Source organism: Bacillus coreaensis, assembly GCF_050586445.1.
Lineage (GTDB): Bacteria > Bacillota > Bacilli > Bacillales > Cytobacillaceae > Robertmurraya_A > Robertmurraya_A coreaensis.
This window is the reverse complement of record NZ_JBOCCY010000006.1, coordinates 115,951-137,114: the sequence shown is the minus strand read 5'-3', so window position 1 is coordinate 137,114 and position 21,164 is coordinate 115,951. Positions and strand designations below refer to the sequence as shown.

Annotated in this window: 23 protein-coding genes and 2 pseudogenes; 8 read left to right on the top strand and 17 right to left on the bottom strand. The window is 39.3% G+C overall.

The window, feature by feature from the left end; all coding sequences use genetic code 11:
* Positions 1-131: 131 nt before the first annotated feature.
* From ACQ5H4_RS11655 to ACQ5H4_RS11640, 4 genes are all read right to left on the bottom strand, one after another.
* Positions 132-449 carry a YuiB family protein gene (locus ACQ5H4_RS11655; RefSeq protein ID WP_430775228.1) on the bottom strand — a complete coding sequence of 106 codons (318 nt, stop codon included), beginning with the start codon at positions 447-449 and terminating at the stop codon, positions 132-134.
* Positions 450-579: 130 nt separating this feature from the next.
* Complete coding sequence (locus ACQ5H4_RS11650) at positions 580-711, bottom strand: YuiA family protein (protein WP_430775078.1); 132 nt, start codon at positions 709-711, stop codon at positions 580-582.
* Positions 712-864: 153 nt separating this feature from the next.
* Positions 865-1,356: an NUDIX domain-containing protein gene (locus ACQ5H4_RS11645; protein ID WP_430775077.1), complete on the bottom strand. Its 492-nt coding sequence runs from the start codon at positions 1,354-1,356 to the stop codon at positions 865-867.
* Between the two features lie 440 nt (positions 1,357-1,796).
* Positions 1,797-3,014: an NAD(P)/FAD-dependent oxidoreductase gene (locus tag ACQ5H4_RS11640; RefSeq protein ID WP_430775076.1), complete on the bottom strand. Its 1,218-nt coding sequence runs from the start codon at positions 3,012-3,014 to the stop codon at positions 1,797-1,799.
* A 374-nt stretch (positions 3,015-3,388) separates the two neighbouring features.
* Between ACQ5H4_RS11640 and ACQ5H4_RS11635 the strand changes: the two genes are divergently transcribed.
* On the top strand, positions 3,389-4,387 hold the full coding sequence (locus ACQ5H4_RS11635) for an NAD(P)/FAD-dependent oxidoreductase (protein ID WP_430775075.1): 999 nt from the start codon (positions 3,389-3,391) through the stop codon (positions 4,385-4,387).
* Positions 4,388-4,484: 97 nt separating this feature from the next.
* Here ACQ5H4_RS11635 and ACQ5H4_RS11630 read toward each other — a convergent pair whose 3' ends face one another.
* Positions 4,485-4,847 (bottom strand): HesB/IscA family protein, encoded by a 363-nt coding sequence (locus tag ACQ5H4_RS11630; protein ID WP_430775074.1) that lies wholly within the window; start codon positions 4,845-4,847, stop codon positions 4,485-4,487.
* Positions 4,848-5,073: 226 nt separating this feature from the next.
* Here ACQ5H4_RS11630 and ACQ5H4_RS11625 point away from each other — a divergent pair, with 226 nt between their 5' ends.
* Positions 5,074-5,766 carry a DUF2225 domain-containing protein gene (locus ACQ5H4_RS11625; RefSeq protein WP_430775073.1) on the top strand — a complete coding sequence of 231 codons (693 nt, stop codon included), beginning with the start codon at positions 5,074-5,076 and terminating at the stop codon, positions 5,764-5,766.
* Positions 5,767-6,003: 237 nt separating this feature from the next.
* Here the strand turns inward: ACQ5H4_RS11625 and ACQ5H4_RS11620 are convergent, their stop codons facing one another.
* Positions 6,004-6,243: a YuzB family protein gene (locus ACQ5H4_RS11620; protein ID WP_430775072.1), complete on the bottom strand. Its 240-nt coding sequence runs from the start codon at positions 6,241-6,243 to the stop codon at positions 6,004-6,006.
* A gap of 249 nt (positions 6,244-6,492) precedes the next feature.
* On the opposite strand from ACQ5H4_RS11620, the gene ACQ5H4_RS11615 reads away from it, so the two are divergent.
* Positions 6,493-7,557: an NAD(P)/FAD-dependent oxidoreductase gene (locus tag ACQ5H4_RS11615; RefSeq protein ID WP_430775071.1), complete on the top strand. Its 1,065-nt coding sequence runs from the start codon at positions 6,493-6,495 to the stop codon at positions 7,555-7,557.
* A gap of 47 nt (positions 7,558-7,604) precedes the next feature.
* Here ACQ5H4_RS11615 and recQ read toward each other — a convergent pair.
* Both recQ and ACQ5H4_RS11605 read right to left on the bottom strand, forming a co-directional pair.
* A pseudogene (recQ, locus tag ACQ5H4_RS11610) lies at positions 7,605-9,377 on the bottom strand (DNA helicase RecQ); the annotation flags it as partial.
* 16 nt (positions 9,378-9,393) lie between these two features.
* A complete protein-coding gene (locus ACQ5H4_RS11605) occupies positions 9,394-9,711 on the bottom strand; it encodes a YuzD family protein (RefSeq protein ID WP_119709798.1) in 318 nt (105 codons plus the stop codon).
* 146 nt (positions 9,712-9,857) lie between these two features.
* On the opposite strand from ACQ5H4_RS11605, the pseudogene ACQ5H4_RS11600 reads away from it, so the two are divergent.
* Positions 9,858-10,094 (top strand): annotated as a pseudogene (locus ACQ5H4_RS11600) (NifU family protein); the annotation flags it as partial.
* Between the two features lie 41 nt (positions 10,095-10,135).
* Here ACQ5H4_RS11600 and thrB read toward each other — a convergent pair.
* The 4 genes from thrB to yutH all read right to left on the bottom strand — a co-directional run bounded on the left by thrB (position 10,136) and on the right by yutH (position 14,580).
* Positions 10,136-11,056, bottom strand: a complete 921-nt coding sequence (gene thrB, locus ACQ5H4_RS11595) for a homoserine kinase (RefSeq protein ID WP_430775070.1) — start codon at positions 11,054-11,056, stop codon at positions 10,136-10,138.
* Complete coding sequence (gene thrC / locus ACQ5H4_RS11590; protein WP_430775069.1) at positions 11,053-12,114, bottom strand: threonine synthase; 1,062 nt, start codon at positions 12,112-12,114, stop codon at positions 11,053-11,055. Before thrC ends, thrB begins: the two co-directional genes overlap by 4 nt.
* Before the next feature lie 3 nt (positions 12,115-12,117).
* Positions 12,118-13,410: a homoserine dehydrogenase gene (locus ACQ5H4_RS11585; protein ID WP_430775068.1), complete on the bottom strand. Its 1,293-nt coding sequence runs from the start codon at positions 13,408-13,410 to the stop codon at positions 12,118-12,120.
* Positions 13,411-13,578: 168 nt separating this feature from the next.
* Positions 13,579-14,580 (bottom strand): spore coat putative kinase YutH, encoded by a 1,002-nt coding sequence (gene yutH, locus ACQ5H4_RS11580; RefSeq protein ID WP_430775067.1) that lies wholly within the window; start codon positions 14,578-14,580, stop codon positions 13,579-13,581.
* Between the two features lie 194 nt (positions 14,581-14,774).
* Here yutH and ACQ5H4_RS11575 point away from each other — a divergent pair, with 194 nt between their 5' ends.
* Complete coding sequence (locus tag ACQ5H4_RS11575) at positions 14,775-15,275, top strand: phosphatidylglycerophosphatase A family protein (protein WP_430775066.1); 501 nt, start codon at positions 14,775-14,777, stop codon at positions 15,273-15,275.
* A 42-nt stretch (positions 15,276-15,317) separates the two neighbouring features.
* On the opposite strand, the gene ACQ5H4_RS11570 is transcribed toward ACQ5H4_RS11575, so the two are convergent.
* The 3 genes from ACQ5H4_RS11570 to ACQ5H4_RS11560 form a co-directional block, all read right to left on the bottom strand.
* Positions 15,318-16,082 carry a TIGR01457 family HAD-type hydrolase gene (locus ACQ5H4_RS11570; RefSeq protein WP_430775065.1) on the bottom strand — a complete coding sequence of 255 codons (765 nt, stop codon included), beginning with the start codon at positions 16,080-16,082 and terminating at the stop codon, positions 15,318-15,320.
* A gap of 433 nt (positions 16,083-16,515) precedes the next feature.
* The gene (gene hepT, locus ACQ5H4_RS11565) at positions 16,516-16,953 is read right to left on the bottom strand and encodes a type VII toxin-antitoxin system HepT family RNase toxin (protein WP_430775064.1); all 438 of its coding nucleotides are present in this window, start codon (positions 16,951-16,953) and stop codon (positions 16,516-16,518) included.
* Between the two features lie 37 nt (positions 16,954-16,990).
* Complete coding sequence (locus ACQ5H4_RS11560; RefSeq protein ID WP_430775063.1) at positions 16,991-18,292, bottom strand: EAL domain-containing protein; 1,302 nt, start codon at positions 18,290-18,292, stop codon at positions 16,991-16,993.
* A gap of 177 nt (positions 18,293-18,469) precedes the next feature.
* Here ACQ5H4_RS11560 and ACQ5H4_RS11555 point away from each other — a divergent pair, with 177 nt between their 5' ends.
* Positions 18,470-18,736 (top strand): DUF3055 domain-containing protein, encoded by a 267-nt coding sequence (locus tag ACQ5H4_RS11555; protein WP_160546256.1) that lies wholly within the window; start codon positions 18,470-18,472, stop codon positions 18,734-18,736.
* Between the two features lie 54 nt (positions 18,737-18,790).
* Positions 18,791-19,090: a cytosolic protein gene (locus tag ACQ5H4_RS11550; RefSeq protein ID WP_430775062.1), complete on the top strand. Its 300-nt coding sequence runs from the start codon at positions 18,791-18,793 to the stop codon at positions 19,088-19,090.
* 10 nt (positions 19,091-19,100) lie between these two features.
* Here ACQ5H4_RS11550 and ACQ5H4_RS11545 read toward each other — a convergent pair whose 3' ends face one another.
* Positions 19,101-19,400, bottom strand: a complete 300-nt coding sequence (locus ACQ5H4_RS11545) for a YutD family protein (RefSeq protein ID WP_430775061.1) — start codon at positions 19,398-19,400, stop codon at positions 19,101-19,103.
* Positions 19,401-19,509: 109 nt separating this feature from the next.
* On the opposite strand from ACQ5H4_RS11545, the gene ACQ5H4_RS11540 reads away from it, so the two are divergent.
* On the top strand, positions 19,510-20,169 hold the full coding sequence (locus ACQ5H4_RS11540) for a YhcN/YlaJ family sporulation lipoprotein (protein WP_430775060.1): 660 nt from the start codon (positions 19,510-19,512) through the stop codon (positions 20,167-20,169).
* A 42-nt stretch (positions 20,170-20,211) separates the two neighbouring features.
* Here the strand turns inward: ACQ5H4_RS11540 and lipA are convergent, their stop codons facing one another.
* Positions 20,212-21,129 carry a lipoyl synthase gene (gene lipA, locus ACQ5H4_RS11535; protein ID WP_430775059.1) on the bottom strand — a complete coding sequence of 306 codons (918 nt, stop codon included), beginning with the start codon at positions 21,127-21,129 and terminating at the stop codon, positions 20,212-20,214.
* Positions 21,130-21,164: the final 35 nt, after the last annotated feature.

Sequence of the window (21,164 nt, the reverse complement as noted above, 5' to 3'; positions counted from 1 at the left end):
TTTTTCACTCCTCCCAGAACTAGTCATTTCCCATTTCTGAAAGAAGTATTCATATTTTAGTGAATTAATAGACTTTGGTATTTTTTAACAAACTTCCATATAAAACAAAAAAACCTCCACTAATGTGAAGGCTAAAACATGCGGTATCCTCTATTTCTTAACATTTTTATCGTTATTCCTGCAAGTATAGCCCCTGCCATTCCACTGCTTAAAATTAGAATGTCTGCAAGTGCTAGATTCATAAATCGGTTCCCCAAGTCTTGAAATGAAGCCGAGCTATTTGTAAAATATTCACTGAAGCTAACTACATCCACAATGAGGATCGAAACAATTGGATATATGATTGCCATAATCCACGACATTCTTAGTAGCATATTTAAGATGAATCCGATTCCAAAAAATAAAACAAAAAACAAAAGCATCGATATTGGTAGAACAAATATCGTCATTGGCATTTAGTTGTTTCCCCCTTCACACATCAACTTTTAGTGTACTAAAAGCAATCGTTTTTCGTCAATAAGATGAAGGGAGGAAAGAAGGCAAAAAAAATACTCCGCATCATATACGGAGGAAATTTGGTCATTTTGATTCTTTCTGTTTTCCAGTTCCCCCACAGCTTGGGCATGTTTCTGAACCACCAAGTAAAAGCTGGAAGTAGCCCGTGCCTGAACAATAAAGACATTCCTTTGTTTCAACCTTCACCACATTCATTTTCCTCAACCTTCCCAAACGACTGAATTTTCAGATAATATATCATGAAAATTCCAAAAAAGAAAGTAAGAAAATCTCCCAAAAACAAAGAGTGGTAACGCATACAAGTGTTTTTTTCTCTGTTTTTCATACCGTTTCTAAATATTTTAATAATTATAAAAATAATTTGTAAGACGTGTATCCAAACTGCTGTCCTGGATCAATATGATCGACTTTTATTCTCTCTTCAGATTTTATCGCTTCAATCATATACGCGAGCATAATAGAAGCTTTATTTTCATCTAGCAACTGGTCTGGAAGGATAAAAGCAGCCTCATAGAGCTCATTTTCTTGAATGACAATTCTTTCCTCTGGTTTTATTTGGTGCAAAAGAAACATGATCATATTGTCACTAATTTCATGCTTAATGACTCCTGTTCGTACTCCAAGCAACTGTTCAACACGGCAGGTTAATCCTGTTTCTTCTTTTACCTCTCGAATAACAGCCTCGTCGGCTGTTTCCCCTTCATCTACAAATCCAGCGGGTAAGGACCACTTCCCTTTTAATCCCCCATACTTCTTTTTTACCACAAGCCATTCGCCATGTTCATTAATAACCAAACCAGCCACTGCTAGCCAGACCTTTCCTCTTTCCGATTTCTTCACATCCCACACCCCACTTATACAAATATTATATCACTGGTACCATGAATATTTTTTCATTTTTTATTTGGAAAGGTGGGAAAAAGGCTGATTTCCACTCCGGGCGCTTGCTTTCCGGGGGGCGGGCGGTAAGCCTCCTCGTCGCTAACGCTCCTGCGGGGTCTTACCTGTCCCGCTGATCCCCCAGGAGTCAAGCACCCTCCGCTCCAATCAGCAGGTTTACTCTTAAAACTTTGACTCAAAACCATGAAATAAACATTTAGACGAATATGTATTGAATAAAGACCATCTTAAACAAAACAACAGGATCAATACTGGAAGACCGAGGACTTTAGTTATAACCAATTAATTTAAAACGAAAAAAGACTGTAGGCAACTCGAAAAAATTGGAGTTGCCTACAGTCTTAGACAAGCTGTTTGTTCAGCTTGTTCTTTCTCGTCTATTATAGAACGTTGAATTTACCTTTTTTCAGAACTAGTGAAGGTCCACCGATCATGAATAATGCACGGTTATCAACCATCTTCTTCATGAATGAAGCCGTTCCACCAGTCATTTTCTTGCCAAATGCTACTCCGATTGCATCGTCGTGTCCAAGTGAGCACACTGTTCCTTTGTTATCGAATGTAAAGTGACCTAACTCACCTTTGTCGCGAATAAGAGCGACAAGATTGCTTGCACATAGTTCCCCTTGTTGCATCGCAATCTGAGCTGTTGGTGGGTATGGACGATTCACCTTCTCGTCGATGATTAGTGAGCAATCACCGATAATGAATACGTTGTCGTGTCCTGGCACTCTTAGGTCAGGTTGAACCTTTACGCGACCTCTCATTGCTTCAAATCCAGAGTTTTCAATGATTGAGCTACCGCGAACTCCCGCAGCCCAAACCACTGTTGCAGCCTTAATTTCTTCTACTTCGTCTTCGCCTTTACCAACAACAATTCCATTTTCAGTCGCTTCTTTAATAGCCGTACCGATCATGAATGTTACACCTTTACGCTCTAATTGAGCTGTTGCGTAGTTAACTAGTTCTGGATCAAATCCAGGAAGTACCATTGGAGCAGCCTCTACACAAATTAGTTTTACTTTACCGAAATCAATATCGTACTCGCGGCAAAGTTCAGGAATACGGTTTGTTAATTCTCCTAAGAATTCAATACCTGTAAATCCAGCACCACCAACAACGATGGTTAATCTTTCATCTTTCTTTTCTTCTTCCATATTGTACGTAGCGAATTGATATTCAATATGTTCACGAAGTTGACGTGCAGCATTGATATTAGCAATCGCAAATGCATGCTCTTTCAAACCTGTAATTCCGAACGTTTCTGGCTCTGCACCAAGTGATACAACAAGGTAATCGTACTCAACCTCACCTTTTTCAAAAACCACTTTCTTCTCTTCGTGGTTAATAGAAAGAACCGTACCTTTAATGAATTCTACTTTATTTGTGTCAATAACATCTGTTACATTGTAACGTACACGGTCATGGTGTAATGTACCAGCTGACGCTTCATGTAACCATGTTGTTTCATAGTGGTAATCATTTTTGTTAATAAGGACGATATCCGCTTCATTTACTCCAACTTGCTTTTGTAATCTTGTTACTGTCATTAATCCACCGTATCCGGCACCTAATACTACGATTTTTGGCTTTCTCAAGACGTTCAAACCCACCTTTTTTATATATAGTTTTTTGTGTTTTTTTTATCTTCCGCTTCTATAAAGGAATTTATTTTATAATAATAACGAAAAAGTTTGTGATGTTTTTCACGAAAGAAGACAAGAAAATGTTGAAAAAATGACACAAAAAGTTAACAATATGTCTACATATCATCATATTCCTTTTCATTCACTTTTTCAAGCAGAAAATCTACCAAAAAACGATCATTAAAATGGTAAACTTTTCTGACAATCTTCATGGTGTTAGTGACTTCCCTGAGTGAATTTCATTATTTAGTCATAACTCTGAGCCGTTTTTAATACTTTTGGTAGTATGAAATGATAAATCCTACACATAGTGAGGGGGATATAGAATGAAAGAGGACCAGACAGTTTACGACATTACCATTATTGGCGGAGGACCTACTGGACTATTTACTGCCTTCTATGGGGGAATGAGACAAGCAACTGTTAAATTGATCGAAAGCTTGCCACAGTTAGGTGGGCAACTATCCGCTTTATACCCCGAAAAATATATCTATGATGTTGCTGGATTTCCTAAAGTCCGGGCCCAGCAGTTAGTCAATAACCTGAAGGAGCAAATGGCTACCTTTAATCAAACGGTTTGTTTAGAGCAATCCGTTGAAAAAATCGAGAAACAAACGGATGGAATCTTTAAGCTAACAACCAATAAAGAAGTCCATTTTTCAAAAACAATCATCATCACCGCAGGCAATGGAGCCTTTCAACCCCGCAGATTAGAGTTAGAAAACTCCTCCCAATACGAAGGGAAAAATCTATATTACTTTATTGACGATCTTCATCAATTTGCTGGTCAAAAGGTGGTCGTATTTGGCGGTGGAGATTCAGCCGTTGATTGGGCTTTAATGCTCGAACCAATTGCCGAAAAAGTAACGATTGTCCACCGTCGTGATAAGTTCCGGGCTCACGAGCACAGTGTACAAAATTTAAAACATTCCAAGGTGGAGATAAAAACTCCCTACGTTCCTGCTAATTTACTTTCAAATGGTGAAGGAGATATTGCACAAGTTGTGCTAAAGAATGTGAATGATAAAACAGAAGAAACCGTCGATGTAGATGCTGTGATTTGTAACTACGGATTCGTATCGTCCCTTGGTCCCATCAAGGAATGGGGACTTGAGATTTCAAAAAACTCCATCATGGTAAATTCAAAAATGGAAACGAATATTCCCGGCATTTATGCAGCGGGAGATATCTGTACGTATGAAGGGAAAGTAAAGCTGATTGCCTGCGGCTTCGGTGAAGCACCCACAGCCGTGAACAACGCGAAAACATTTATTGACCCAAAGGCAAAAGCACAGCCATTGCATAGTTCATCGATGTTTAAGTAGAAAAGCGGAGCCGACTGCTCTGACCCGACAAGCATAAGTCAAAGAGGCGGAGCTGGACAGAGAAAAGAAAAAAGTGCAAGGATGATCCTTGCACTTTTTAGCATTCTTCCGGTGTACCTTGGTTCGTTGCTGTACGGAAAGAGGAACCACATCCACATGAAGCAATGGCGTTAGGGTTTTCGATGGTGAAGCCGCCACCCATTAGGGATTGCTTATAGTCAATAACAGTTCCTGCTAACGCAGGTGCACTTTCTTTATCAACTAAGAACGTAATTCCATGTTGAACAAGCTTCGTGTCCCCTTCTTCTACTTCGTGAGCAAATCCAAGACCATACGATAGGCCACTGCAGCCGCCACCTTTAATCGCTACGCGTAAGTACGCATTTTCCTCTTCGTTCTCTTTCATCATATCTTTTATTTGAAGTGCAGCCGCATCTGTCACAGTAATAATATCTTTCATGATTATTCCTTCCTCCTTCGAACATCTTTACTTTTAGTATATACAGCAATGTCTTTATACTCAACTGAACGGACTTAGAAAAATGGAATTGTTTTAGTTCCTCATCTCACTGAAACTAAACCTACTTCTTTTCAAATATTATGTTTTTATAGTTCTTTTATCACAAATAATAAGGTACAATAGTATTATAAAAATCATCAAAAAAATAAAAGGGGTGTGTGTGAATATGACTGAACTACAGCCGCTTTATGATAAAAAATGTGAATGTATGATGTGTAAAACCAAGTTTACGACAAAAAAGCTTCGCTCACGTTTTGTAGTAGTAAAGTCCTATGATACTGACTTTGCCCCTACATATGAGAATATAGAAAATGATCCTAACCTTTATTTTGTTACGGTATGTCCGAAATGCGGATTTTCTTTTACAGATGACTTTACGCCTTATTTTCCACCAGGCAGCAAAGAAATCATTGATTCTAAAATAGCCCAACAGTGGCACCCCCGTAGTTTTGGTGAAGTTAGGACGTACCCAGAGGCCGCAAAAACCATCAAACTTGCCGCCTATTGTGGAACATTGAAAAAAGAAAAGCATGTATCAATTGCAGGTTTGTATATGAGACTGACTTGGATATACAGAGCACTTCTAGACCACGAGCAGGAGCAACGATTTATGAAGCTGGCTGTGGACGAATATATGGAAGCATATATCACTGATGATTATCGTGGAACGCAAATGACCGAGCTTCGGCTTCTCTATATGATTGCGGAGCTTTCTAGACGAACAGGTCAGATCGACCAATCGGTGAAATATTTTTCAAAGGTTATTGAAAAACAAGGAAGCTATAATGAGGCAAAGATCGTTGAAATGGCCAGAGATCGTTGGCAGGAAATACGCGAAGAGCAAAAAACAAAAATATAAAAAGGGTCTACCGATAAGGTGACCCTTTTTTGTATGTTAAAGGCTGTCTTCGTAAAGTTTGTTGTTTTGGAAAAATCCCAAAAGCCGGATTTTTCCTCGCATAACGCTGAGTTTATTGGTCTATTTGGAGAGTAGCTCTTTTCTAAAGATGAAAATATTCTGATTGGCTGTTGAAACATATAATTAATTTTCCTAAAAAGTGTGTATATAGCAACAATGTTTTAGAAAAGAGCCCTGTTAAAACATCGGATTTTCTTCTAAATACTGATAAATATTTTCTACCAGCTCATCAGGTGTATCCCCGGAGACCACTTCTCCATTTACTAGTGCATATAGTGTAGATGCACATTTGCCACAATAGCCAAGACACCCGTATTCAATGATATCTAGGTCATAATCCTTTTCTAGCTGTTCAAGTGCTTTTTGAGCCCCACTTGCTAAATTACTTATACAAAACTCTATAATTGGTTTTATCATTTCTCCCACCTCTACTAAGTAAATGTACCTTGTCCAACCAAAAAGTTCAAGTAGGTAGTTTCCTTCCAAAAATATTAATTGTCAAGAAATTGTACTGAATATGTTGTGGTTTTGTCACAATTTCGTTATACTTTTTATGGTGTTTTTAAACATATATAATGTTTTTCTATTTTAATATGTCATCATATTGCAAACGTTTTTATAAGAGAGAATAGCAACTCAACTGTAGAGAAAAAGGGGAAATTGATTATGAAGAATCTCGTTATTCTCGGCGGAGGCTACGGGGGAATGAGAATACTCGCACGCTTATTACCCTCTCAACTTCCAGACGATGTAACCATTACGCTAGTTGATAAAATTCCTTACCACTGTTTAAAAACAGAATATTACGCTCTTGCAGCTGGCACGATTTCCGATCAGCATGTACGGGTAGCTTTCCCTGAGCACCCTAGGCTTACCATCAAATACGGAGAGGTTAAAGATATTAATCTTGAAGAGAAAACCGTTCTCGTGAATAATGATCAGATCACTTACGATGATTTAGTTATTGGTCTAGGTTGTGAAGACAAATACCACAATGTCCCAGGTGCAGACCGTTATACGTATAGCATTCAATCGATTGAGAAGTCCAGAACAACGTATCAAGCATTGAATAACTTATCCCCTGGCTCTGTAGTCAGCATTGTTGGGGCTGGTTTGAGCGGTGTAGAACTAGCAAGTGAATTAAATGAAAGCAGACCCGATTTAAACGTTAAACTATTCGACCGCGGAAATCATATCTTATCCGCCTTCCCTGTTCGTTTAGGGACGTATGTGGAAAATTGGTTTGATAATCACGGAGTAGAAATTGTTAACAATTCACATATCACAAAGGTAGAAGAAAACACTCTATACAATCACGATGAACCACTACACTCAGATGCGATTGTATGGACTGCAGGCATTCAGCCAGTAGAAATTATCCGAAACCTTGATGTTGAAAAGGACCATCAAGGGCGTGTGGTGCTAACTGTTCATCACAATTTACCTAATGATGAACATGTGTATGTCGTGGGCGACTGCGCAAGTCTACCGCACGCACCTAGCGCTCAATTAGCTGAAGGACAAGCGGAACAGATTGTACAAATTCTCTTAAAAAGATGGGCAAATGAACCGCTTCCTGAAACAATGCCGATTATTAAGTTAAAGGGAGTTCTCGGCTCTTTAGGTAAAAAACATGGCTTTGGGTTAGTAGCAGAACGTCCAATCACAGGACGAGTGGCAAGACTATTAAAATCAGGTATTCTATGGATGTATAAATATCACAATGGCTAATACAAAAGAGCTCTCCTACCATGATAGGAGAGCTTCTTTTATTGAGCAGGTACTTTACTAGAAAAGCTACGAATCACTTCTATAAACTCTTCTCCATACTTGTTCAGCTTATTTTGACCCACACCGTTAACGTTTAAAAACTCTTCCGGTGTTTGAGGCATTTTTGCACACATGTCCTTCAGAGTAGCATCCGAGAAAACGACAAACGGTGGAACTTTTTCTTTCTCAGCCAAGCTTCTTCTTTTGGCACGAAGCTCTTCGAATAAAGGGTTGTCCACCTCCGTAATGGTACTCGTCTTTACGGCTTCCTTTCTGAGTACTTTCTCATTCCCAACTAACACTTCTCTTCCAGCAGGTGTGACATATATCGTTGGATAAGATCCATGCTCCACACCAATCAGTTCTCGAGTAATGAGAAACTCAATCTCCTCACTAACCTCTTTCGCACTTTTTGTCTTTAAGATTCCGTACGTGCTCAACTGGTCAAAACGAAAGTCATAGACCTTTTTATTTTTTGAACCAGTTAGTACTTGAGCTACTAGATTTTTTCCGTATTTCTGCCCCATACGAATGATACACGATAAAATCATTTGCGCTTCCTTTGTAACATCCACGCTCGTTCTCGTATCTTTACAGTTTCCACATCTTCCACAATCAGTTGCCTCTTCTTCACCAAAGTACTCTAATATATGTGAGTGCAGGCATTCTTCTGTATGGCAATAGTCGATCATTGATTGAAGCTTTTCGAGCTCCTGACTCATGCGGCTGCGATCAGCAGATTGATCAATTAAAAACCGCTGAATTTGAACATCTTGAGGAGAATATAAAACGACACACTCACTTTTAAGACCATCTCTACCTGCACGTCCGGCTTCCTGATAATAGCTTTCCATATTTTTCGGAAGCTGATAGTGAAGCACATATCGAATATTCGACTTATCGATCCCCATCCCAAAAGCGGAGGTAGCAATCATCACACTACTTTCATCTTTTAAAAATAATTCCTGTTCTGAATTCCGTTCCTCATCACTCATCCCCGCATGATAACGTGTGACTGAAATTTTTTCTTTCTTTAGTCGCTCATATAGCTGATCGACCATTTTTCTCGTGGCAGCATAGATGATACCACTTTCTTTTTTGTTTTTCTTTACATAGCTCTTTATAAAGGCATTTCGATCTTGACCTTTGACAACCGAAAAATTTAGATTCTCACGCTCAAATCCTGTAATCACACTGTTGGCATCGTTTATGTGTAAGGTTTTGCATATGTCTTCTCTTACTTGTGGTGTCGCAGTCGCCGTTAATGCTAAAACGACCGGTTTTTCTTGTAAGCTGCGAATGAACTTTTGAATTTGTAAATAACTCGGTCGAAAATCGTGCCCCCATTGTGAGATACAGTGTGCCTCATCAATCGCGATAAACGGAATCCGTATCATTTTTAGACTTAAGAGGAATTCACTTGATTCCAGCCGTTCTGGGGCAAGATACAAAAGTTTATATTTTCCTTCCTTCGCTCCAGTCAGCCTTTCTTGGATCTCTTTGTTCGTCAATGAACTGTTAATGTAGGTCGCAGACACGCCTGCCTGTAGAAGCGTGTCTACTTGATCCTTCATTAAAGATATCAAAGGGGAAATAACGATCGTTGTTCCTTCAAACAGTAGGGCTGGTATCTGATAACAAAGTGATTTTCCTCCACCTGTTGGCATAATACAAATTCCATCATTCCCGTTAAGCACCGTTTGAATAATTTGTTCTTGACCCTTTCGAAAGCTGGAATATCCAAAATATGATTGGAGTAAATGCACTGCTTGATCAATCAAAACTCAAGTCTCCTCTCTATTCGCTTGCCTTATACCCGTGCCTCTCCATTGCCGCATAGATTGTTTTTAGCTTCGGGTTCCCTTCCCCTACCACTTCATCTTCTAGGACAACAACCGGATAAAACATATCTTCCTCAATGACACGTTCAGCAAAGGCTTGCTTTTTTTCATCGTTTGGTGGTTGGTATATATCTACATAAGTTATTTGAAATGGTTGATTTGGGTATTTTCTTCCAATTGCCGCTTCCAACCACTCGTAGGTTTCTTTAGATGATGGTAAATTCACACAGCTTGGGCAAAGTACTTCTGCCCCGTATACTACAAGCTCAATCATGTTCCTTCCCCCTTTTACTCACTATGTCTATTTTACATGATAAAAGGAACAGAACAACTAGTTTGACGATTTTTGGATTTGAGTATTACCAATAGATTTTTTTAATTAAAATGATTATAATAAGGGGTATGAAGGGAGCGATTTAGATGGCAGAGCAAGAAATGTTTGAACAAGTTCAAGAGGTACTAAATAAATTACGTCCATTCCTTCTTCGTGATGGTGGGGACTGTGAATTAGTAGACGTTGAGGATGGCATTGTTAAGCTTCGTTTGTTAGGCGCATGCGGTAGCTGCCCAAGCTCAACAATTACTCTAAAAGCTGGAATTGAGCGTGCTCTATTAGAGGAAGTTCCAGGTGTAGTGGAAGTAGAACAAGTATTTTAATGATTGAAGAAAAAAGCGATTTCCTGCGAAATCGCTTTTTCTTATTTTTCTAGTCTCTTGACCTTTTTTTGCACACGACTTCCGTCTTTGTCAATTTGCAAAGAGTAGAACGAGACATGAGGCAAATAGGGCTCCATACAACCGATTACCTCTTGCCCAAGCCCCTTTTCTACAAAGCAGATGACACTTGGACCAGCACCGCTTAGTGCAACTCCAAAGGCACCGTATTGAAGCGCTAAGTCTTCAACTTGCTCGAGTTCAGGCACTATTGATTTGCGATAAGGCTGATGAAACAAGTCCTTGCTCATCATTTTACCTGCCAATGGTAAATTCCCTTGTAAAAGAGCGGCCACTAGCACGTTAGACACAGAACTAGCACGGACAGCTGTTGCATATGAAAGCTCTGAAGGCAAGACGCCTCGAGAGGCTTTTGTCAGCAACTCTTCTTTTGGTACGACCATGACAATATCAAAAGCAAGATCTGAATAGGTTAAAAAATCAACCTCTTCCCCGATCTGCGTTCCTACAATCAAACCACCGTAAAGAGCTGCACCTGCATTATCTGGATGCCCCTCCATGACAGAAGCAATCTTCATTTTTTCCTCATCTGAAAGTCCTAGTTCGCCTACGTGGTCAGCGAGTTCAATCGCTGCAACAATCGCTGCAGCACTTGAACCCAAACCTCTAGCTAATGGAATATCACTTTTCATTTTAATCAAACACGGAGTTAAACTCTTTCCATATGTCTTAGCAATTTCAATGGCGGTAGAAACAATAAAGTTTGTTTCATCCTTCGGAAATACCTCAAGCTCCTCTGAAAGCATTTCAACTTTCCATTTCTCTGCTTTTTCTACTTCAAGTGATAAATAAAGATTTAAGGCTAACCCGACAGAATCAAAGCCAGGTCCTAAATTGGCCGTACTTGCTGGTACATCGATGATAAGTACAGCTTCTTCACTCATTGATGAACAACCCCTCGAATGTGGTTAGCAACAGCTTGTTCATCATTTGGTAGCAACACTGGCTTAATTGGGCTGCATTCGATTGCTGTATTAGGATCCTTTAATCCATTTCCAGTTAGTATTGCAACAATTTTACTTCCCTTAGCGATCGTTCCATTTTGCAATTGCTTATACACACCAGCAATAGACGCACATGATGCAGGCTCAGCAAATACCCCTTCTGTAGAGGCAAGCTTTTGATAAGCAACCAGAATTTCTTCATCGCTTACTTCATCAATTTTCCCTGCTGATTCTTCAACAGCAGCAGAAGCTAAATGCCAGCTTGCTGGATTTCCGATACGAATCGCAGTTGCAATGGTTTCAGGGTTTTCAAACACGCGGTTATGAACGATTGCTGCTGCCCCTTCTGCTTCAAAACCATGCATCTTTGGTAGGGTCGTTCCTTTGGCCTCATGGTATTCCTTAAAGCCTTTCCAGTACGCACTGATATTTCCCGCATTTCCAACAGGAATCGCTAAAATATCCGGAGCTCCACCTAACTGGTCGCACACTTCAAAAGCAGCAGTCTTTTGCCCTTCAAGTCGGTATGGATTCACCGAGTTAACTAATGCAACAGGCTCCGTTTCACTGATTTTACGTACCATTGCTAAAGCTTGGTCAAAGTTTCCTTCGATAGAGATAATCTCTGCTCCGTACATGATTGCTTGTGCTAACTTACCCATTGCAATCTTACCTTCAGGAATGACAACGATACAACGCATGCCAGCTCTTGCAGCGTATGCTGCAGCGGCTGCAGACGTATTTCCTGTAGAAGCACAGATAACTGTATCGCTGCCTTCTTCCTTCGCCTTAGCAACTGCCATAACCATCCCACGGTCTTTAAAAGAACCCGTTGGATTTGTTCCCTCTGTCTTAACGTAAAGTTCTACTCCCCACTCTTTTGAAAGATTCTCAAGATAAATTAATGGAGTATTTCCTTCGTTTAATGTTAATTTCGGAGTGTTCTCACTTACAGGAAGAAACTCTTTATATTCTTGGATTAACCCTTGCCACCTCATGTTCTACTTGCTCCCTTCCACTCGATACGAGCTCTTGATTTGCTTTGTTGTTTCTAGGTCTCTTAATTTTACTAAAATATCCTCGTAATCCTGTAAAGAAGCATGGTGTGTGACTAACACAATTTCTGCTAAGCCTTTTTCCTTCACTGGAAGCTGAAGAATTTTTTCAAAACTAACATGATGCTCTGAGAAAATAGAAGTGATGTTTGCAAATACACCTACTTCATCTTTCACTAATAAACGCAAGAAATACTTCGACCTAATTTCATAAGCTTCTTTCAGCTTTTTCGGATATTGTGGAGTTACTGCGCTTGTACCATTTACACCAAGACGCATGTTTTTCATCACTCCAACTAGATCTGAAACAATAGCTGTTGCTGTTGGAAGGCTTCCAGCTCCCGGTCCGTAAAACATCGTTTCTCCTACCGCTTCCCCGTATACGTACACAGCATTGTATTCATTATGAACAGATGCTAACGGATGCGAATCTACTAAGAATGTTGGCTGAACACTTACCTCCACTTTATCATCGTCAAGATCCGCGATACCGATCAGCTTCATTGTATATCCAAGCTGCTTTCCGTATTCTAAGTCTTCTTCAGTAATATCGGTAATTCCTTTTACTTTTACATCATCTAAATCAATTTTCATTGAAAAGCCAAGTGTTGAAAGGATGGCCATCTTTCTTGCCGCATCAAGCCCTTCTACATCAGCAGTTGGATCGCTTTCAGCAAAACCAAGATCTTGCGCTTCTTTTAATACCTCTTCATACGCACTTCCGTCCTGTGCCATTTTCGTTAAAATGAAGTTGGTTGTTCCATTTACAATTCCCATCATCTTCGTAATACGATCAGAGGCTAAACCATCTACTAGACCTCTTAAAATGGGAATTCCACCTGCTACACTTGCCTCATAAAACAAGTCACAGCCATTATCAGAAGCTGCAGTGAGTAGCTGGGAACCATAGAGAGCCATTAAATCCTTGTTTGCTGTCACCACATGTTTTTTATTATTTAGAGCTGATAGAAGATGTTGCCTCGTTTCCTCAACACCACCCATTACTTCAATAACCACATCGATTTCCGAATCTTGTAGTATATCATTAGGATTTGTTGTTAACATTTCTCTATTTAAACTTACATCTCTTTGTTTGTCGATATCTTTGACTAATACTTTTTTTATTTGAACAGGACAGCCAACTTGGTGCATGAGTTTATCTTGATGATTTTCAATAATTTTCACTACACCCGTACCGACCGTGCCTAAACCTAATAATCCAATTGAGATAGCTTTCATCCTTTTCCCCTCCTGTGTGTATTTCTGGAATGAACAGTTGTTTGTGTATAGTAGACATTATAGATGGAGGGACTCAATATTACAAGGGTTATTTATTGAGCGAATTTATTTGAAAACGCTTTATCCCTTGTATTATTTGATTATTTCGAGAAATATATTTTTTCTATATTATAGCCAATCTAACTTCGGTATCTTCAACCTGCGGACCGGTACCTCTGCCAGTTGATAAAAGGAAGATAAAAATTCTTCATGTTCCTTTGTTTGATCGAGACTTTTAATGAACCGATCCTGTAGACTATTTTTCTCCTGCTCGGAGCTGGTGATATAGTAACCCTCGACATGATCAAAGAAATGAAGGGGGAATAACAATCTAGCGTACAACAGTCTCCAGGAGAAAGAGGATAGAGGCATCACTGTTTGATAATCCTGAAAGAACTGACTTACCTCTGGCTCGTATAGCTTAATATTGGTAAAATACCGATCTCTTGTCCATTCAGCTAAATCCCGACTACAATGGTCAAACACCCAATCAAATGGATTTTTCATATAAATTTGGTTTCCCCATGTATGTTTTGTAAATCGAACATGACAGATCGTTCCACTGTCAACCGCTTGTGGATCATCATCTAGCTCCGTATCAACTAAGTATTGAATAGCATTTTCGGCAAGCCCCATATAATAAGGAAATGCTTCTAAAAACAATCGTTCAAATTCATGGTCTGGCTGCTTATAAAGCATATCATTCCACACTCGTTCCATTTGATCAAGCCGTTGTTCCCAGTACTGCTTCCATTTTCCGATTCGGTTGATTTTGTTTGTTTGGAAATTAATTGTTCTCCCCCTGTAATGGAATTTAGACAATTTTCGACCAATATGTTGCTGATTTCTATTTGTAGACATCTGACAAACAAGAACCACATACTTCCCTTGCTGACTCTCAATGAGCGATTCTCCCGATTCTTTTTGTAGAAACTGACAAGTGTTCCGATCCCCCTGATTCAAGACATGTGAAGAGAGCTGCATGAGCTCAGATAGATCTTCCTCAGGCAGTGAACTTACAGGTACGAGCATATACATTTGATTTTTTATTCTTCCTGACTCATAACGCCCTACCGAAAGAGGCTCTTCTAATTGAAGTCGAAAATGTTCATTTAAAATTTCTCGAAGCATACATCCACCCACTTTTGTTTGTTTTACTACTTATGTATATGTTCATGACAAAGAAAACTTGTGTTTTGTTGCATAAGGGATTGGAAAGTGACAAATGCTTCAAAGGTAGACCGTGCACCCAAAATTGGTTCCGTGCATAATTTTAATGATATAGTTATATATATAGTGAAAATGAGAGAGAAAAGGTGAAGCGAATGGCTGAAGAGAAGAAGATGAGTCTATCAGAAGAAACAGCACGTAAATGGCTACACGAGCGAGGCGTGGAAGTTCAAGACATTGCTGACCTTGTCTATTTTCTACAGGAAAAGTACCATCCTGATTTACAGATGAAAGACTGCATTGAAAATGTGGAGCGAGTGCTTTCGAAAAGAGAAGTTCAAAATGCCATTTTAACCGGAATTCAGTTAGACATTATGGCTGAAAAAAAATTGATGGAAGAGCCGTTGCAATCCATTATTGAGGTGGATGAAGGTCTTTATGGAGTTGACGAGGTTCTTGCTTTCTCCATCGTCAATGTGTACGGTTCCATCGGTTTTACGAACTACGGATATATTGATAAGTTAAAACCTGGGATACTAAAAGACCTTAATGACAAGTCTTCAGGAAAATGCCACACCTTCTTAGATGACATTGTTGGTGCGGTTGCCGCTGCTGCTTCTAGCAGATTAGCGCATCGTGCACAGCATACGGAATAATAAAAGAAGGGATGAACTCGAGTGTTCATCCCTTTCCTTCCCTTATAATTCCCACTGATCCAACGAATCGAGGACATAAGTTGGTTGCTTTTCGTAGCCTTGTAGAAGCTCCTTCGTCGTTACTCCTGTGTGAACTAATAATGTGTCTAGACCTGCGTTCATTCCAGCCATAATATCCGTGTCATAATAGTCTCCTACCATGATGGTGTCTTCTTTTCTTGTTCCTAGTACCTCTAGCGCTTGCTCCATAATGATGGCCTCTGGCTTACCAATAAAAATTGGTTTTGTTGTGGTTGAAACAGCGATCACCGAAGTAAGTGATCCGTTTCCAGGCAACAATCCACGCTCTGTTGGAATCGCAATATCTGCATTCGTTGAAATAAAGGTTGCCCCCGATCGAACCGCTAAACAGGCAGTAGCAAGCTTTTCATATGTAATGTCGCGGTCAATTCCACATACCACAAAGTCAACATCTGTCTCAGCTTGCTGAAATCCTTTCTCAGCTAATGCGGTTTTAAGTCCCTCTTCCCCTATACAATACACGGTTGCATCTTGTTTTTGCTTAGCAATATAGTTTGCTGTTGCCATGCTAGTTGTAAATACTTGATCATCGGTCGTTGGTATGCCGAAATCACGTAATTTTGTTGCAACCTGACTAGGAGTTCTTGAGGAATTGTTGGTTACAAATAAATACGGGATGTTTTGTTCCTTTAACTGCTTTACAAAATCGGCTGCTTCTTGAATTAACTCCGTTCCTCTATACATCGTCCCGTCAAGGTCGATTAAGTATCCTTTATACTTTTTCATCTTTTTAGCTCCTGATAATTTTTTATGTAGTTTTCGATAAAGCGGGTGGATTTCTTACAATTTTTTTAAGCTATTGTAGGTTTTGCTATGAGAATTAACTTTAATTTACGAATTCTTTCAGAACCTAGCTACAAGTTGGAAGATTTTTTTGCGATTCTCCGATTTTATTTGCGATTCTTAAGTTTTATTTGCGATTCCTGGAATTCACTTGCGATCCCCAAATTTTATTTGCTATCCTCAGAATTTACTTGCGATCCTCAAATTTTATTTGCGATTCTCAGAATTTATTTGCGATCCCCAAATTTTATTTGCGATTCTCAGAATTTACTTGCGATCCCTTTTAGGACCCCATTCAAATACCACAACCCTCCCTAACTATTCTGCACAAAACGGAGAAAAAACACAAAAAAGCCTCAGGCAACAGAGGCTTTGCTTAGTTTTTAAATGCGGTGACTGGACCGAGTTCGTTCGTTAAGTACTGTCTAACAGATTCAGAAACCTGTTTAATCGAAGGAAGGATCCGTGAAAAAGTATTCTTCACATCTTCATGATCAATCCTCGTATAATCCTGAACAAGTGTTTTGCGATATTGAACCATCACTTTCAAGTCCTGGCTCATATCAATCGAAATGACCTTTTCATCCTCAAGAATATCGATAATATCCTCATAACTACCCGGATCACGCATGATAAAGCCATCGATCATTGCGTTGCCAACATCAAGGATCGATTCAATCATCATTTGTGTAAGGCGCTCAAGTGCAGCCTGTTCTAGAGCCGTACTCCACTCATTCTTTCCTTCAAACTGCTGTATTTGATTTTCTAAATACATTAGTCTTTCCTCAATTAATTCTCTATCCACAAAGTACACGTAGTGTCAGCTCCTTTTCTAATAGCACAGTTTTTGTTTATACAGAAGCTAGTCCATGTATTAACGAAGCGGGCCTAGCAAATAAGTATCCTTGTGCTAAATCGACACGATTTCTGAATAATACAGAGGCTTCCTCTTCACTTTCAATTCCTTCAGCGACCACGAGGGATCCGGCCTCACGGGCAACAAGAAGAAGTCCTTTAAGCATAGATTCTTTTAGAGAGTTTTTGTCAATATCCTGAATGACGGAACGGTCAATTTTAATAATATCAGGCATAATTTCACTAATCGTGTTTAATGACGCATACCCTGCACCTGTATCATCCACAGCTATACGGAACCCAAAATTTCTTAGAAGGTTGATATTATAAATAAAGTATTCCATACCATCGATGGAATCCCTCTCTGTAATTTCAATCGTAATTTGAGTCGGTGAGATATTTTTATATTTCCCCATCAGCATCTTTAGATCACGAATGAACTTTGGATTCCCCACCGTAATCGGGGTAAAGTTAATGAAAATATCGTGTGTACAGCCTGTTTCATTAATTTGTTGAAGTGCTTTTTCTAGAACAATTAACTCTAAGTCATATAACATTCCTGTTTGCCGTGCAACCGAAAATAGGTGTAATGGATTTTCATATTCTGTTCCCTTTGGTCCTCTTGTTAGCATTTCCCAGGCACGAATTTCCTTTGTCGCTACATCAAAGATTGGTTGGGCGAGAAGCATAATATTCTTTTGAGCGACAATTCTGCTCAGACTATAAAGAAGCTCATTGAACTCCGTTTGCACACGCTTTTCTGCCATCGCCAACGCTTGCTGCCCAGCCTTTAAGATCGCTTCCTGAATGGAGTATTGCTTCTTTTCGACAAACATATAACCTGATTCAAATTGAATGAATAAACTTAGAAATTGGCTACCTAGCCTAGTTTCTGTTTCCCGTAAGACCTTCTTCATCACCTGATCGATTTCAGATATACAGTGCTGTTCATGATCTACCTTAATAAATAAAGTGATTCCATCACTGTTGTAATCGTGCAATAAAAGCAGGTCATCATCCTCAATTTGCTCTTGAATGACCTGTTGAAAATTCATTTTCATTTTTTTTATAAAATCTATATATTGTATCTCACTTAAATGCTCATAAATATCTTTCATATTAGATATGTTGAAAACAATAACAGCCACTTCATGGCCTTGATTAAAGGCTTTTCGTACCCCTTGAATAATCGGATCTCTTACGACGAATTGTGGAGGATACATTCGAATGGACCTTAGAGGCCAGACTACCTTTCTCCACTGTAATAAGTTGTTTAATGACTTCGTGGTCCATGCCATTTCGTCTCATTCCTCTCAGAAGTTCGCAGTGAAAACTATTTCCATTGTAACATAAATTAGGAAAAACGGAGGCGTTTCCTATTCTATATTTCTCTTCAAAGCAAGCATCTAGTATGGGCTTGTTTGTTCTGTTAAGATGATAGTAGGCATTACATTGAGACAAAAGGGGTGACTAGGATGGGAGATCGTTTCTTTCTATACGATGAATTAGTGAACACAAAAACACGCTTTATAAGTTTTATGGGTGAAAACACTCGATTTGACTTAGCCATTATTCAATCAGATAGATATTATGGCAAACATATCGTTCTAGATATTCAAGGTAGTCGATTTGCAATTATTGGTCCAGATGATTTAAAAGAAGAAGGATATTTAGAGTATGCTTTTCAGCTTTCTGAGGAAGATGCGGAAGAATTACGCTCCTTTTTAATGGAATTAGTATAAGTTCTGAATTCTTTCCTAATCCTCTCACATACTATTGAGAGAGGGGGAAAGACCATGAGTGATGAGAAGTATACAGATTTTTCAAATGTAGAGGTGGGAAGAAGTTATATTCCTCCTCAACAAACACCTGAAGGTCCATATGGCTCTCCTTATAAGGCGGACGAGCCTCTACAAGGCAAACAAGAACTTGCAGGGGCAACGGAACAGCGTTCTTATAGTGCATTTAATTACGAAAATAAAACGCTTCATGAGGGGCTCCCTAGACAAATGGACGGAGCACATCCACCGCACGATGATCCAACAAGGGATACTCAGGCTCCTTATAACAATCATCCATTCATGGACGAAAAATGACGTGTATCCGCTACACGTCATTTTTTATTGCATTGTTATTTTTTACACGCTTAGCTACAAAGTAAGGGCATCCAAAGTTACAGTATTCATACAGATATTCTGTTAAAGTACTGATTTTCGTGTCAAATGTTGCTTTATGATTACTATCCTCAAAGAACCCTCGTAGACGGAGCTGACCGTAACCCCAATCCCCCACGATATAGTCATATTTCGTTAATATATCGCTGTAACGAGTCTTAAAGGCATCTTCATTGAATCCATTTGATCGTTCTTCTACTACTTCGTAACATATATTCCCGATACAGATCATTTGTCCACCTCACTAACTCATCTATTTTAAATTATAACTGATTCTCCATGAATTACTAAGAGGAAAAAAGAATTCTCGTGGTCATTCTATAAAAGAGGGGGTGTAAATCTTGAAAAAATCAATGATAATCCTTGGAATTTGTGCGATGACAACACTTACTGCTTGTCAAAATAATTTAGGTCGTGATGATTTTCAGAACGACCGAAGCAATGCTCTAAGCGTTAATGACCCAACTGGTGACATATACAATCGAGATAAGAATGACTCTAAAGATTTTGGCTATGTAAGACATAAAAAGGACGAAATGGCTCGTACACAGTCACAAAATCACTATGCTGCCATTGATCGTGAAAAAGTGGCCGATATCATCGGTGAGTATTGCACAGATGTTCCTAATGTAGACGATATCTCCACATTGGTAACAGATGAGGAAGTTCTCATAGTGTACCATACCGATTCAAGTGATCGCAATTTAACAGCTGACCAAGTCAAGCGTATGGCTATGTCCGTTATACCTAGATGGTACCATGTATATGTTAGTGATAATGAAGCTCTTCGGCCAAATGTAGAGAATCTTGCCAACCTCGGTCCGAACAGTGCAAATACGGAAACTGGAATCAATCAGCTCATTAAGCAAATGCTAGCCTCTCCTCAAGGGAAGAACATGAGCACAGGTGAAAATGCGAATGGTGAAGCTCAAGGAGAGCTTAATGAAGAAATGGACAAAGATGATATAAGCCAACAGATGAAGGCAAAAATGAACCAATAAGAAAAAGAGGCTTACGAACTTCGTAATGCCTCTTTTTTCTTATTATGCTTCCTTCGCTTCTTTTTCACCTAATAATTGTTTGTGCTTAGCTGCTGCATTTACCTGCTCATCTGCATGGTAAGAGGAACGTACAAGCGGTCCAGCTTCACAGTGGCTAAAGCCTTTGCTTAGGGCAATTTCCTTAAGTTCAGAAAATTCCTCTGGGCGGTAGTATTTTTCTACTGGTAAGTGTTTTTTAGATGGCTGTAAGTACTGACCAATTGTTAAAATATCTACGTTATTTGCTCGTAAATCATCCATAGCTTCAATTAGGTCTTCCTTCGTTTCACCAAGACCGATCATAATGGAAGACTTTGTAGGAATATCGGGTTGCATTTCTTTTGCTCTTCTTAAGAACTCAAGTGAACGGTCGTATTTTGCACGTGCTCTCACACGATCTGATAAACGTTTCACCGTTTCAATATTATGATTCAGGATATCTGGACGCGCATCCATTAGCATACGAAGGTTCTCTTCGACTCCGCCCATATCTGATGGCAGTACTTCAATACTTGTGAATGGACTCTTTCTACGGATCGCACGAACGGTTTCAGCAAATACTGCTGCACCACCGTCTTTTAAGTCATCACGCGCTACAGCCGTAACAACCACATGCTTTAGATTCATTAACACAACAGAATCAGCCACACGTTCTGGTTCTTGAAGATCAAGTTCTGTTGGAAGACCCGTTTTTACAGCACAGAAACGGCATGCACGAGTACAAATATCTCCTAGGATCATAAATGTAGCGGTACGTCTAACGGCCCAACATTCATGAATATTAGGGCACTTTGCTTCTTCACATACGGTATGAAGCTTTTTCTCTCTCATCATCTTCTTCAAGCCTGTATAATTTTCGTTCGTGTTTAATTTAATTTTCAACCACTCGGGTTTACGTAAATGTTCTTGTTTTTTGCTCAACTTCCCACACCATCCTTATATGATAAGTGTTTTTT